The organism is Peptostreptococcus anaerobius VPI 4330 = DSM 2949, from assembly GCF_000381525.1.
Lineage (GTDB): Bacteria > Bacillota > Clostridia > Peptostreptococcales > Peptostreptococcaceae > Peptostreptococcus > Peptostreptococcus anaerobius.
Genome location: NZ_KB906646.1, coordinates 1 through 14095, shown reverse-complemented (window position 1 = coordinate 14095; position 14095 = coordinate 1). Strand labels below are relative to the sequence as shown.

At 36.7% G+C, this 14095-nt stretch carries 17 protein-coding genes; 7 read left to right on the top strand and 10 right to left on the bottom strand.

The features are described from left to right. Window positions 1-314, top strand: a 314-nt coding sequence (locus F823_RS0109435) for an IS3 family transposase (RefSeq protein ID WP_026333380.1), incomplete at its 5' end; no start/stop codon positions are given. A gap of 89 nt (window positions 315-403) precedes the next feature. Here the strand turns inward: F823_RS0109435 and F823_RS0109430 are convergent. Beyond that, window positions 404-1477 carry a metal ABC transporter substrate-binding protein gene (locus F823_RS0109430; protein WP_019595688.1) on the bottom strand — a complete coding sequence of 358 codons (1074 nt, stop codon included), beginning with the start codon at window positions 1475-1477 and terminating at the stop codon, window positions 404-406. Window positions 1478-1673: 196 nt separating this feature from the next. Between F823_RS0109430 and F823_RS0109425 the strand changes: the two genes are divergently transcribed. The 6 genes from F823_RS0109425 (at window position 1674) to F823_RS0109400 (ending at window position 6006) form a co-directional block, all read left to right on the top strand. Further along, on the top strand, window positions 1674-2132 hold the full coding sequence (locus tag F823_RS0109425; protein WP_002843073.1) for a Fur family transcriptional regulator: 459 nt from the start codon (window positions 1674-1676) through the stop codon (window positions 2130-2132). Window positions 2133-2227: 95 nt separating this feature from the next. After that, on the top strand, window positions 2228-2392 hold the full coding sequence (gene rd / locus F823_RS0109420; protein ID WP_002843076.1) for a rubredoxin: 165 nt from the start codon (window positions 2228-2230) through the stop codon (window positions 2390-2392). Between the two features lie 259 nt (window positions 2393-2651). After that, a complete protein-coding gene (locus F823_RS0109415; protein ID WP_002845327.1) occupies window positions 2652-3452 on the top strand; it encodes an MBL fold metallo-hydrolase in 801 nt (266 codons plus the stop codon). Next, entirely contained in the window at window positions 3452-3934 is a 483-nt protein-coding gene (gene rlmH / locus F823_RS0109410) for a 23S rRNA (pseudouridine(1915)-N(3))-methyltransferase RlmH (protein ID WP_002843042.1), read from the top strand. The genes F823_RS0109415 and rlmH overlap by 1 nt, the downstream gene beginning before the upstream one ends. Window positions 3935-3954: 20 nt before the next feature. After that, a complete protein-coding gene (locus F823_RS0109405; RefSeq protein WP_019595687.1) occupies window positions 3955-5007 on the top strand; it encodes a DnaD domain protein in 1053 nt (350 codons plus the stop codon). 12 nt (window positions 5008-5019) lie between these two features. Next, window positions 5020-6006, top strand: a complete 987-nt coding sequence (locus F823_RS0109400) for an ATP-binding protein (protein ID WP_002845330.1) — start codon at window positions 5020-5022, stop codon at window positions 6004-6006. A 299-nt stretch (window positions 6007-6305) separates the two neighbouring features. On the opposite strand, the gene dnaB is transcribed toward F823_RS0109400, so the two are convergent. From dnaB to F823_RS0109355, 9 genes are all read right to left on the bottom strand, one after another. Further along, the gene (dnaB, locus tag F823_RS0109395; protein WP_019595686.1) at window positions 6306-7643 is read right to left on the bottom strand and encodes a replicative DNA helicase; all 1338 of its coding nucleotides are present in this window, start codon (window positions 7641-7643) and stop codon (window positions 6306-6308) included. Between the two features lie 116 nt (window positions 7644-7759). Then, window positions 7760-8206 carry a 50S ribosomal protein L9 gene (rplI, locus tag F823_RS0109390; protein ID WP_002842980.1) on the bottom strand — a complete coding sequence of 149 codons (447 nt, stop codon included), beginning with the start codon at window positions 8204-8206 and terminating at the stop codon, window positions 7760-7762. A 2-nt stretch (window positions 8207-8208) separates the two neighbouring features. After that, complete coding sequence (locus F823_RS0109385) at window positions 8209-10212, bottom strand: DHH family phosphoesterase (protein WP_004167342.1); 2004 nt, start codon at window positions 10210-10212, stop codon at window positions 8209-8211. After that, entirely contained in the window at window positions 10202-11287 is a 1086-nt protein-coding gene (locus F823_RS0109380; protein WP_002842966.1) for a DUF2232 domain-containing protein, read from the bottom strand. The genes F823_RS0109385 and F823_RS0109380 overlap by 11 nt, the downstream gene beginning before the upstream one ends. 175 nt (window positions 11288-11462) lie before the next feature. Further along, window positions 11463-11690, bottom strand: coding sequence for a 30S ribosomal protein S18 (gene rpsR, locus F823_RS0109375; RefSeq protein ID WP_002843026.1), 228 nt, complete (start codon window positions 11688-11690; stop codon window positions 11463-11465). A gap of 20 nt (window positions 11691-11710) precedes the next feature. Beyond that, window positions 11711-12160, bottom strand: a complete 450-nt coding sequence (locus F823_RS0109370; protein ID WP_002842990.1) for a single-stranded DNA-binding protein — start codon at window positions 12158-12160, stop codon at window positions 11711-11713. Window positions 12161-12174: 14 nt separating this feature from the next. Then, window positions 12175-12465 carry a 30S ribosomal protein S6 gene (rpsF, locus tag F823_RS0109365; RefSeq protein ID WP_002842919.1) on the bottom strand — a complete coding sequence of 97 codons (291 nt, stop codon included), beginning with the start codon at window positions 12463-12465 and terminating at the stop codon, window positions 12175-12177. A 377-nt stretch (window positions 12466-12842) separates the two neighbouring features. Further along, complete coding sequence (locus tag F823_RS0109360; protein WP_002842988.1) at window positions 12843-13742, bottom strand: radical SAM protein; 900 nt, start codon at window positions 13740-13742, stop codon at window positions 12843-12845. Window positions 13743-13847: 105 nt separating this feature from the next. Beyond that, window positions 13848-14095: hypothetical protein (locus F823_RS0109355; protein ID WP_019595685.1), on the bottom strand; the 248-nt coding region annotated here is incomplete at its 5' end.

Here is a 14095-nt window from a genome sequence, read left to right as displayed (position 1 = left end):
AAGGCTTAATCATGCACTCAGACCAAGGATGGCAATATCAAAACAGCTACTACATTAAAGAACTAGAAAAGCATCAAATAACGCAGTCAATGTCAAAAAAAGGAAACTGCTACGATAACTGTATTATGGAAACATTCTTTGGCAGACTAAAAACAGAGATGTATTATGGATATGAGAGAGATTTTAAGACATTTAAAGAGTTTTCAAAAGCAATAGATGAATATATATACTACTACAACAACGAAAGGATTCAGAAGAAAACAAAATGGATGCCACCTACTTTGTATAGGTTAGCATCCATGAATGTAAACTAAATATTAATGTGTCCAGTTTTATGGGTACACATCAATTTACCGATTATGCCTTTAGTTATATTTATTTTTCTACTATCATATAATATATCTTACTTAAGTGCTGCAAGTATATTTGTTAGGTTTCTCTCCATGATTGAGAAGTAGTCCTGACCATCCTTGATCTGTTCATCTGTAAGACCTTCTATTGGGCTAAGAACCTCTGTCTTTGCTCCAACTTCCTTGGCTATAGTCTCAGATACCTTTGGACTAATAAGCTCTTCAAAGAATATATACTTTACATTGTTCTTCTTGGCAAATTCTGATACTTCCTTCATCTTTGCTGCATCTGGTTCAGAATCAGGACTAAGTCCTTCTATACCAACCTGATTAAGTCCATATGCCTTGCATAGGTAACCAAATGCCTCGTGTGATACTATTATATCCTTCTTTGTTGTCTTTGATAATTCTGCTTTGTACTTGGCATCTAGGTCATCTAGCTTCTTAGAATATGTATCAAAGTTCTTCTGGTAGTAGTCCTTGTTCTTAGGGTCTGCCTTTACTAGACCATCTAGTATGTTCTTCATCTGTGCCTTGGCATTCATTGGAGCCAACCATACATGTGGGTCATACTCGCCATGGTGATGATGTTCATGGGCATCTTCATGGTCATGATGCTTGTCTTCAGCATCTTCATGGTCATGATGCTTGTCTTCAGCATCTTCATGATCGTGGTGCTTGTCTTCAGCATCCTTGTGGTCATCATGCTTGTCATGAGCATCTTCGTGGTCATGATCGTGTTCTTCACCCTTTAATAATTCAATTCCCTTAGATGCCTCAACCTTTGTAAGCTTTCCATCCTTTACATTTTCATCTAACTTGTCTACCCAAGACTCCATTCCAGCACCACTATATACAAATAAGTCTGCTTCACCTATTTTCACAAGGTCCTGAGCACTTGGCTCCCAGTCGTGTGGCTCTGTACCTGATGGCACCAGGTTGACAACTTCAACTTTATCTCCACCTATCTTAGACGTAAAATCGTACATAGGATAGAAACTTGTATATACTTTTAGCTTCGAATCATCGCTCTTTTTTGTCTGACTAGCCTGTCCACCGCTGCAACCTGCAAGTGCAAAAGATGCTGCGATAAATAATGCTGATACCTTTAATCCTAGTTTATTCATATAAAACCTCCTAATTAGCTTAATGCAAATGCATTACTTTTGCATTTTCTTTTCTCTTAAAGTATATTCTTATTAGTTTTCTTTGTCAATATCCTAGTACTTAATTTTATTTTTAATTCACCATTTTATTTTTAAAGTCACACTTTTAGTGGTATAATTTTATTTAGATACGTTTTTATCAATAAGGAGAGGTAAAATGAATTCATGTAATTGTTCAAATGATAACCATAGAAAAGAAAACAATGAACTGCTTAAGTCTGCCAACCTAAAAACAACAAAAAAGAGGATGTCCCTAATAAATTGTCTAAGACATGCAGATAGGCCCCTAAGTGCAGAAGAAATATACTCTATAATTAAGGAAAATATCAATATAAATCTTTCTACTGTATACAGAACCCTGACTGCTCTTTGTGAGTCGGATATAGTTATCCGTCATGTCAATTCTGATGGTAGTGGTATATTTCAGCTAAACACAGGTTCCCACAAACACACTATAAGGTGTAAGGTATGCGGCAAGACTGAATACGTAGAAAAATGTCCCCTACCCGATATCCTTGATGAGGTAGAAAATGATACTGGCTACCAGGTAACATCACATCAATTGGAATTTATAGGTATTTGTCCTGAATGTTCAGAAAAAATTGAGAATAAATAAAAAAATATGTTAAACTAGTTTTTTTATGGGTATTAATTTGATATAATAAAATAGCAATAAAAACAAAAAATAAATTATATTTGGAGGTATTTGATATGAAGAAATATGTATGCGATGTATGTGGTTACGTTTATGATCCAGCTATAGGAGATCCAGATTCAGGGATTGAACCAGGAACAGCTTTCGAAGATATTCCAGAAGATTGGGAATGTCCAGATTGTGGAGTTACAAAGGAAGATTTCTCTGTATACGAAGACTAATCAGTAAACATTTAGCTAGGAGCTTTTGCTTCTAGCTTTTTTATTTTCTTTATATAAAGTAACTCTGACTAGCTGTGTTTCATATTATACTGCCTTATTGCGGAGCATACGACTCCTTATACCCTACCTATATTTTTATTTTTGTCTTATATTTTTCTTACATTAGGACAATATCCACATATAAGCATAGGACAAAAAATTGATGAAATAAAACAAAATATGGCTTATAATATTTATATACAAATGAAAGGAAGTGCTTATGTTAAAATACTGCTCAATCGGTAGTGGTTCAAGCGGAAACTGTCACTATGTAGGCTCTAAGGATACAAATATCCTTGTAGATGCAGGACTTAGCGGCAAGAAAATCACAGGGTCTCTTGAGGAAATCGGAGTTGACCCAACAAAGCTAGATGGCATACTGGTTACCCATGAACATTCAGACCATATCAAGGGTATAGGTATCCTATCAAGACGCTACAAACTACCTATCTATATAAATTATAAAACCTGGCTTGCGACAAAATCAAAGATAGGCAAGGTTGACGAAAACCTTGTAAATATATTTGAAAACGACAAGGCCTACAATATAAAAGACCTTTTGGTAAATCCATTTTCTATCAGCCACGATGCCAGTGACCCTGTAGGATTTAGATTTACAAACGAAAAAGACAACAAGATCTCAATAGCAACTGATATAGGCCATGTGTCAGAAAATATCAGAAAAAATATCCTAGGTTCTGACCTAGTAATTCTAGAGTCTAACTATGACAAGGAGATGTTGCTGATGGGTTCATATACCTACGCCCTAAAAAAGAGGGTAATGTCTGATATAGGCCACCTGTCAAATGAGGATGCTGCAAAGTTTGTGGTAGACCTTATAAACAATGGTACAGAACACATACTTCTGGCCCATCTCAGTAGGGAAAATAACTTCCCCCAACTGGCATACGAGACATCAAACCATATCCTAAAGGAAAACTCCATGATAATTGGCAAGGACGTAAACCTAGATATACTCCTTAGAGACTCCCTATCATCCCTACACGAGGTGAAAAAATAATGTTAAAGATAAGTATAATATCTGTCGGAAAGATAAAAGAAAAATATATTAAGCTGGGCATAGATGAATTTTCCAAGAGATTGTCTAGATATGCCAAGTTGGAAATAATAGAGCTAAATGATGAAAAAGCTCCAGAAAACCTGAGTCCAAGGGATATGGAAATAATAAAGAACACAGAAGGAGACGCAATTCTCTCAAAGATAAGGCCAAACTCATATACTATAGCCCTCGCTATAGACGGCAAAAACTTGTCCTCTGAGAGCCTTGCCAAAAAGATAAACGACCTGAGTGTCAGCGGCAATAGCCATATAAACTTTGTAATAGGCGGATCCTTGGGTCTATCTGATTCAGTACTAAAGGCCTCTGATTTCAAGCTTTCATTTTCGGCTATGACCTTTCCACACCAGTTGATGAGGCTCATACTACTAGAGCAAATCTACAGGTCATTTAGGATAAATAACTCAGAACCCTACCACAAGTAGGGCCAAAGAAAGGAGGACTAATGTTTTACAGAACAATAAAAAATGAACTTTATAGTGATGTCACTATACCAAGTCTTTTCTTGGATATGTACATACCAATAGCCTCTGGAGATCAATTAAAAGTCTTCCTTCTAGGATACAGGGAAGCTTATTTCTACAGGGGTAGAGCAAAAGAAGACCTAAACAATGAAACAATAGCAACAACCCTTAGCATATCTGAAGAAGAAGTAATGGATGCTTGGAGATTTTGGGAGGATATGGGTGTGGTTAAAATCCATACAGGCCCAAATGATACAATATCCATAGAGTTCTTGGATATCAAATACGACCATATCAAAAAGCACCTAGACCAACCCCTGGGTGAAGATCAGGAATACGATGTGGACAAGGCTTCTAGTAGTGACTATATAAGTATGTATGAAGATATGGAAGCAATAGCGGGTCGTCCACTGACTCCAAATGAAAAGCTAGAAATAATGGAAGCCATAGAATACTATCAGCTAAATACAGACCTAGCCATAACAGCCTTTGTAAGGGCGAGTGAAAACAAGGGTAGAATAAAGTCTATAAGCTATGTAAAAGGTATTATGAAGTCTTGGTTTGACAACAATATTTCCAGCCTCCATGACCTAGACCTGTACGAGGAAGAGTCTAGGACAAAAAATGAAATATACAGGGAAGTATTTAGGTCTCTAGGTATAAATAGAAAAAATCCAACTTCCTATGAAGAAGAAGTCATGGAGGATTGGATAGAAAAGTATCAAATGGACAAGGACATGATTCTTATGGCCTGCTCCAAGACCATAAATACTAGTACGCCTAGTATAAAGTATATAGATGGTATAATAAAGGCATGGCATAAGTCAGGAGTAAAGACCCTAGAAGATGTAGAGGCAGAGGATAAGAGATTCATCAAGGCCAAAGAGGATAAGAAAAAACACTCACAGGCTAAATCACCTAGACAGGCTGTCCCTGTCAAAAAAACTGCCTTTCACAACTATAAGCAGGGAGCTGCCTCCAAGTATTCACCAGAGGAACTAACCCAGCTAGTACGTAAGTTAAATAAAAAGTAAGGAGGTATAGATATGGATCCTAGCAAGGAAAGAGAAATCCTACTCGACTACCAGTACACAAGAGATAAAAACTTGGCTCTACAAGAAAAGAGAATCAAAGAAATCAATGAAAAATATCCTGATATAGACTCTCTTAGCAATGACATCAGGATGATGGGTCTTAATATAAGCAAGATGCTCTTTAATTCTTGTTCAGATGAAGATATAGAAACTATGAGGTATGAGCTTAACTCTATGATAAAGAAAAAGTCAGACCTCTTTGAATACTATGGGATACCTAGTGACTACCTAGACCTAAAGTACAGGTGTCCAATCTGTAAGGATACCGGATTTTTGGAGTCAGGCGACCAGTGTAAGTGCCTAAAGCAGAAAATCCTCCAAGACTCCTATAGGATGTCCAACCTAGACAAGATATTGGAAGATAGCAATTTTGACAAGTTTAATTTTTCTGTTTTCTCAGACCAAGAATTTGAAAACTACGAACTCAGCCCTCGTGAAAATATGAAAAACATAATGTCAGACATTGACGAATATCTCTATTATTTCAAGGAGAACAAGACCTGTGGCAAGGACAATCTACTCTTCACAGGAACTCCAGGCCTTGGTAAGACCTACCTTTGCAGCTGTATAGCAAGAGAGATCCTAAAAGAGGGCCACACTGTAATCTACCAGACAGCCTTTAACCTAATGGACATAATAGAAAAATACAGGTTTAAAAGGGCGGACTACTCTAGGTCAGACCAAGAAAACTACAATAACGTCTACGAAACAGACCTCTTGATTATAGATGACCTAGGAACAGAGATGGTCAACTCATTTACAATATCAGAACTATTTAACATCCTTAACTCTAGGATCAATTCTAAGAAAAAGACAATTATATCAACAAATCTAGATGTAGGTATGCTATACCAAGTATACACAGATAGGATCACATCTAGAATCGTCGGTAATTTTAAAATATTTGAATTCTATGGTCCCGACCTAAGGTTGACCTAAATCTTATCCATAGACTTAACCACAGACTTATACACAGAAATTGTGTATAAGTCTGTGGAGTAAGTGGATAATACAATCCCTAAATATCAAGTAATACACACAAAAAAATAGAGTTATCCACATTTTTCTGTTGAAAAGAACATATTTTCTGTGAATAACTCATAAATTTTTAGAATTTTGGTACCAATTTATTATACCGACCCATTAACTATATTCATTAGTAAATTCGTTATTTATATTGAACATATCATAACTTTAAATTTATCTTTTTTTAAATTAACAAAATCTATATATAGATTTTAGCTTCCTATTTCTTTTGCCTTGTCCTTGAATTTTTGTATTTCACCTATCCATACAAGCTCAATAGTTGACAATTCTCCATGCCTGTTTTTGGCTATCTTGATGTCGGCTATATTCTTTTTTGTAGTCTCAATCTGCTCATAATAATCTTCTCTATATATAAACATTACTATGTCTGCATCCTGCTCTATGGCCCCTGAATCCCTAAGGTCAGATAGCTTAGGTGTATGGTCCTTGGTATTTTCCGTATTTCTAGATAGCTGTGATAGGGCGAGCACTGGGCAATCCATCTCCTTTGCTAGGATCTTAAGGCCTCTGGATATCTTTGAGACCTCCTGCTGTCTTGACTCAGCCTTTCCATCCCCCTCCATCAACTGAAGGTAGTCTATCATTATCATATCAAGTCCCTGGTCTATTTTGAGCTTTCTACACTTGGTCCTAATCTCAGACATCTTTATGCCTGGAGAGTCATCTATATATATATTGGCTACATCCAAGACCTTCATGGCGTCTATCAGGTCAGACCACTGATTGTCTGCTATTTTACCAGTAGTTATATTCTTTAGCTCTACATTTGACTGGGCTGATACAAGTCTTTGAACTAACTGCTCCTTTGACATTTCAAGGGAGAATACCGCCACCTTAGCCTTGGCTCTTAGGGCTGCATTGGCAACTAGGTTAAGGGCAAAGGCCGTCTTACCCATACCAGGTCTTGCAGCTATTAGGATCAGGTCAGACTTATGGAATCCACCTAGCTTGTCATTTAGGTCCTTAAAGCCTGTATCAAGTCCTGTCATTTCACTTCCGTTGTTGTAGTTGTCCTCTATATTTTTAAATACGTTTTTAAGGATTTCATTTATGGGGTTAAAGTCTACACCGGCATTGTCCTGAGATATATCGAATATCTTCTTTTCTGCTATATTTAGGATCTCCTCTATACTCTCACCTGGATTGTATGAAAGATTCATTATATCTCCTGAGGCCTCTATGAGCCTCCTTAATATAGATTTTTCTTTTACTATATCTGCATATGTTTTTACATTTGAGGTAGTAGGTATAATCCTTGTCGTACTAGTAAGGTAATTGACTCCACCTATCTGGTCTAGGAGCCCCTTATTTCTTATTCTCTCAGACAATGTTACGACATCTATTGGTATTCTCTCATTGTTGAGTTCGGCCATAGTGTCATATATGATCTTATGGGACCCTATATAGAAGTCATCCCCATTTAGGACTTCATCAACTATTAAAAATGTATCTGCATCCAAGAGAATAGACCCTATTACGCACTGTTCAGACTCCAGACTATAGGGAATATTTTTTTTGATATCCTCCACTATTTTCACTCCTTTATAAATTTTAAGCGAGGTAAAAACCTCGCTCTCTATTTTACTACTTATTTAAGATCAGATTTTTATATTTATCCAACCTAGACCTATCTAAGTCGCTCCTACTATATTTCCTTTACATCTACTCTTATTCTTGTTGTAACCTTCTGGTGTATCTTTATATCTACAAATCTTGATCCTAAAGACCTGATTGGCTCATCAAGACTTATCTTTCTCTTGTCTACATCTATGTTCTTCTGCTTCTTTAGCTGTTCTGCTATTTCCTTTGATGTTATTGAACCGAATAACCTTCCGCCCTCTCCAGCCTTGGCCTCTATAACTATATTGACCTCTTCCATCTGCTTGCCTAGTAGGACAGCTTCTTCATAGGCTATTAGCTCTTTTCTTTCCTTTGACTTGGCCTTTTCATCTAACTCCTTCATATTTGTTCCAGTAGCCTCTACTGCAGCGCCCTTCTTTAGTAGGAAGTTTCTTGCGTATCCGTCGCTTACTTCCTTTATTTCTCCCTTTTTACCTGTTCCCTTTACATCTTTTAATAAAATAACCTTCATAGTTATTCTTCCTCCTCTAAATAATCTGTAATAATTTCTTTGACCATATTATAGGCCTGAGATAGGCTGACATCCTTTAGCTGGGCTCCAGCTATATCAAGATGACCTCCTCCTCCAATCTTCTCCATCAATACGTGAACATTTATATCACCAATTGACCTTGCACTAACGAACACCACGTCTCCCTTCATCCCCAGTACAAAGGATGCCTCTATCTTTTTGATATTTAAGAGTTCGTCTGCTGCCTTGGCAATCACTATATTTATATTATCTATCTGTTCATTTGAATAGGATATACATATCTTGTTGTCTATTATCTCTGTTCTCTGTATTATCTCTGCCTTTACCAAGAAGTCCTCTGCATGAGAATTGAAGAATTTCTTGACTGCTAGGGTATCAGCCCCCATATTCCTAAGGAATGATGCAGCCTCAAATGTTCTAACACCTGTTTTAAACTCAAAATTCTTAGTGTCTAGGTATATACCACCAAGTAGCCCCTCTGCCGTAAGCTTATTTATATTTATATCGGCATCGATATACTGGATTAGCTCTGTAACCATCTCACAAGTAGATGATACATATATCTCATGGAATAATAGTACTGTGTCATTTATATACTCTACGCCCCTTCTGTGGTGGTCTATAAGCACTATCCTCTTAGATATATCAAGTAGCTTGCTGCACTCTGTATAGCTTGGCCTGTGTGTGTCTACAACTATCACTAGGGTGTTTTCATCACACATGTCTATAGCCTTGTCATGCGATATAAATATATCCTGGTAGTAATCATCCTCTTTGACCCTCTCGACAAATATTTCAACTGCTTCAGTAACATCGTTAAGGACTATATTTGCCTTTTTGCCAAAGGACTTACATATATCATATACTCCAACTGCAGCCCCCATAGCATCCATATCTGGATAGTGGTGACCCATTATAAGTATCTTGTTGGACTGGTTGATTATCTCTTTAAGAGCAAGACCTATCAGCCTTGATTTTACCTTGGTCTTTCTCTCATACCCCTTGGACTTACCTCCATAGAAGTTAAATCCTTCCTTGTCTCTTACAGCGACCTGGTCTCCTCCACGGCCAAGAGCCATATCCATAGCTCCTGATGCAAATTCCCCAGTCTTTTCTATGGTATCTCCTCCACGGCCAACACCTATTGACATAGTAACGGGTAGGGAGTTGCCATGCTCTATTTCCCTAGCCTTTTCCAAGACAGAGAACTTGCTCTTTTCAAGCTCATTTAGGGACTCTTCATTGGTAAATAGTAGGTACTTGTCATTTGTGACCTTGGTAAGCAGTCCCTTGGTCTCATCTTGAAGACTAGTAAGAAGCCTCTCAATATCCATTGCTATAATAGGTCTGTTTTCTTCTGTTGTAGACTTCATGACCTCCTCATAACCATCAACTTGTATATTTAGGACTACTTCCCTATTGTTTTCAAGCTCTTTATTTAGGTTCTTTAGGTCTGTAATATCAAACCAGTATATAACAGCCATATAGTCTACACTTCCGTCTTGTATGTCATTTTTCTTGTTGAAATAATATACTATCCTGTAGTCCCTATCATTGAAGCTGTACTCATCTTCTATAACCTTTGTTTCATCTAGTATCTTCCTAAGAGTGATATCGCCGACATAGTCTTCTAATTCCTTGTCGATTGGATATTTGTCTGACACCATCTCTTCAAACTTTTTATTAGCCCATATTATCCTTCCATTTAGCTCGATAAAGCATACTGGAACGGGTATATTGGCAATTGAAGTCCTAGTCATCTTATCACAAGTCATAGTCAAAGATTTTACCTCTTCTCTCCAACTATCAGACTCCAACCTTTTATTTCTGCTCCATACGTATATGATTGCCACAGTGACTATTATAGCCGCCAGTCCGAGTAATATATTTTTAAGAAGGACATATAGGCATAGGGCCAACATCACTAAAAAACATATATACTCGAGGTAATCAGAAACATATTTTTTTTCCTTCTTATTTTTCATTATTTCCTCCTACTAAAGGCAACCATCTCTCTCTAAAATTCATCATATTGTCTAACATGCCTATAACTGCTATTCCGGGCAATACACCCATAACAATTGTAAGTCCCAATATCAAGAACCAGTTAACCTTTTTCTTAATACTACCCCATTTTTTTATACTGAAGATAAAAAGTGAAATACCTTCCAAGAAAAATAAGATATTCATAACAATGATAAAGTTATTTATAACTATATCCATATTATATTCCTTATAAAACCAACCTATAGAAAATAGGATCAGTATACTTATAAACATAAATACAACAGGATTTCCAGGAAGTATAATCATACTTATAGGAAGGTTCAGTATCTTTTTTTCATATACTAAGTTGGCGATTAGGGGTGCTACATAATACGTCACAAGCGCTAGGATAACAGCCCTCAAGAAAACAAACACCGGAACCATACTGGCTATATTTTTCAATTGGTCAATAGCTCCGACCTTGTTTAACTTGTCTATTTCTTCCTGACCTATATTGGCTAGGTATAGTTTTAAAAACTTGTCAAAAAATACCTGCATCTCCTTTATAAGGTCAACTCCCTGAGTATATTTCATAAATAGGTAGTAAGTACTTATACCAACTACATACACTACTATGGATACAAAGAATAGCTTGAGATTTATAAATGTCATAACCTCTTTGCCCGTCTCCTTAGAGAAAATCCCCACATTAGAATAATTGGAAAACTTATACATAAAACTCTTAGAAAAGATAAGCCCGGATATAGTTGCCGGTAATAAATATACAAGTACTATAGCTCCAGCCTGTCCAGACCCGCCCAGTGAGTATGCAAGTGCACCCAAAATACCGACTGCTGATATAGAATATACCATATTAGCCCTCATAGCCAATATAGTCATTGGTATAAGTCCGATTATTGCAAATATATAGGTAGTCTTTACTGTTAAAGCCACCAATAACGACAGCAATAAAACCAGTATAGCATTTACTATATTAGGATTGATATAATTTCTTTTAATTAATTCTTCTAGGTATTTTCTATTTTCTTCTTCTGTTTTTTTATCAAAGCTCAATTCACCACCTCCAATGGTAATTTAGGTATTAACACCCCATTATTAAGAGTGTATACCATACTTAATTATACCACCTTAGATGTATAATGTAAATCAATTGACCTTCTTAGACATTTTGTAGATATAAAAAAAGTCGCTGATTGTCAGCGACCTTTGTTATATTTACAATATAGATTTATTCAACTGTATATGGTAATAGAGCTATATTTCTTGCCATCTTGATAGCCTTTGTAAGCTCTCTCTGGTGCTTAGCACAAGTACCAGTTATTCTTCTAGGAAGTATTTTGCCTCTTTCAGTGACAAACTTCTCTAGCTTCTGATAGTTCTTGTAATCTATTTTAGTGTTCTTGTCAGCACAGAACTGACAAACTCTTTTCTTCTTACGTCTTTTCTTGTTTATCATGACTAAATCTCTCCTCTCCATTAAAATGGCACATCGTCATCGTCAACAGCTGAAAATTCAGAAGGACTAACTACGTCACTTGGCTCAAACTTAGGAGCACTAAATCCACCATCAGATGGACCTGGCATTACGCTACCTGAAGCCTGGCTATTCTTACTTTCCAAAGCTTGTATGTTACGACCTGCGACCTTTGTGAAGCTTCTCTTTTCTCCATTAGCAGCATCATATCTATCAACTCTGATAGAACCCTGAACTCCTACTAATCTTCCTTTTGTAATATAATTGGCACAAAATTCGGCTGGCTTTCCCATTATCTCTACAGGAATAAAGTCGGTAGTTGTAGAACCATCCCTATTCTTGTAATCTCTATCAATAGCTAATGTGAATGTAGCCACTGGTGTTCCAGAACCTGGTATATACCTCAATTCTGGGTTTTTAGTTAATCTTCCGACTAGTACAACATTGTTCATATTAACACCACCTATTATTTTTCATCCTGCGCAACTATGATATGTCTTATTACGTCTTCACTTATCTTTAATCTTCTGTCTAATTCCTTTGGAAAATCAACAGTTGCCTTAAAGTTCACTAATGTGTAAACACCATCTCTGAACTTCTGGATTGGATAAGCTAACTTTCTACTTCCCCAAACATCAACTTCACCAACTTCACCGTTAGCTTCTGTTATTATGTTCTTAATTGATTCTAGTACAGCTTCTCTAGCTTCATCATCTAGAGTTGGCTTTACTATGTAAAGTAATTCATAAGCTTTCATTATTTTTCACCTCCCTTTGGACTATACGGCTCCGATCCTACTCGGAGCAGAGACGAGAATCTTTTATTCTCATACCCATATATTTTATCCTATTAGAAGCGATCCGTCAAGATAAATATAAGAATTTGACATATAATATTTGCAATTTAATTTTTATCTACTAGTTTGATCTTGTATTTACAACTTTACTTGTTGCTGATAGATTGCTGACTGACTAATTATCTAGTCTGTTTTTTTAAATAACAAATAGTGAGGAGAGATTTGTCACTCAATAACTTATGTTCAATTTTTGATTTTTTTAAACCCCTTTTAAGCTCTTTTAAGATTTTTAATCTATCTTCAAAAACATTCTTATCTTATAAATATTTTACTAATGCCTACAACCTAATTCGTCCCCTATCTATCCAATCCTGCATTTCTTCAGGAGATGCTTCAGATAGAATATCGTCTATCTCTTTTATCATCTTGTCATTGTCTCTTGGAGCTATTCCCTTTATATACATAGTGTTTGAGTTGTGGGCAGATGATAATAGGGATGTCTTTTGTGGGTGGAGATTTTCTAGGATAGACCTTAACTCTATCAACCTGTCGTACTCCGTAGCTTCTTCATACTCACCCCTCCTATTCAAGTCCCATAGCTCCGTACCTGGTACGAGGGTCACTGACATAGGAAATATACCCCTAGTATTGACCTGGGATAGCATAAGGCCAGTCAACCTTCCATTTTCTATAGCCTTGTCTACTCCACGTCCCATAAGACCTGTAAGTATCATAGCATAGTAATTGTAGTCAAACTTGTCTAGCCTCTTCATTTGAGTAATAGCCTCTTCAACTGTGTTTCCCTTATTGATAAATTCAAGGGCTTCTTGGTTGCCTGATTCTATACCAAGATAAAGGTCATTTATACCTGCATCTTTAAGCATCTTTAGCTCTTGGTCAGACTTGTTTTCTATATCTTTGATAGATGAATACATACATATGACCTCTACCTGTGGCAGGTGCTTGTGTATTATATCTGCTATTTTTAGGAGTCTTTCAGTTTTTAATACAAATGGATTACCATTTAGTAGGAATACTCTCTTGACCCCCCTATAGTATGGGTGCTGGCTGGCCTCTATTACATCCTCTTCTATCTGGTCTAGAGACTCCATCTTGAAGTTGGTATACCTGTACATACCACAAAACTTACACTTATTGTGGGTACATCCACTGGTTACCTGAAGAAGTATAGACTTATATTCCTTGGGTGGTCTGTATATCTGTTCATCGTACTTCATAAACATCCTCCTAATTTTAATTATTCTTATAATAATTATAATCGAGTAGGGAGGACTTTCTCCTCCCTCTCACACCACCGTACGTGCCGTTCGGCATACGGCGGTTCAATTCATGTAATAATCTAAACAACTAATGAGTCCTCGCTTTGCGAGGATTTCTTTTGTTATCTTGCGAAGTCCGGCTGTTTTTGCTACCGCCTGATAATGGTCTGCAAATCCTACGGATTGTCTTGCCATCCATTCGGGTACGCCAAGTTTCTTTAACCCCCACATCCTTTTCTCACTGGTTTTCCACTGTTTCCAGATGACTATTCTCATACGGTTTCGAAGATGTTCGTCTATTTTTGTCATAT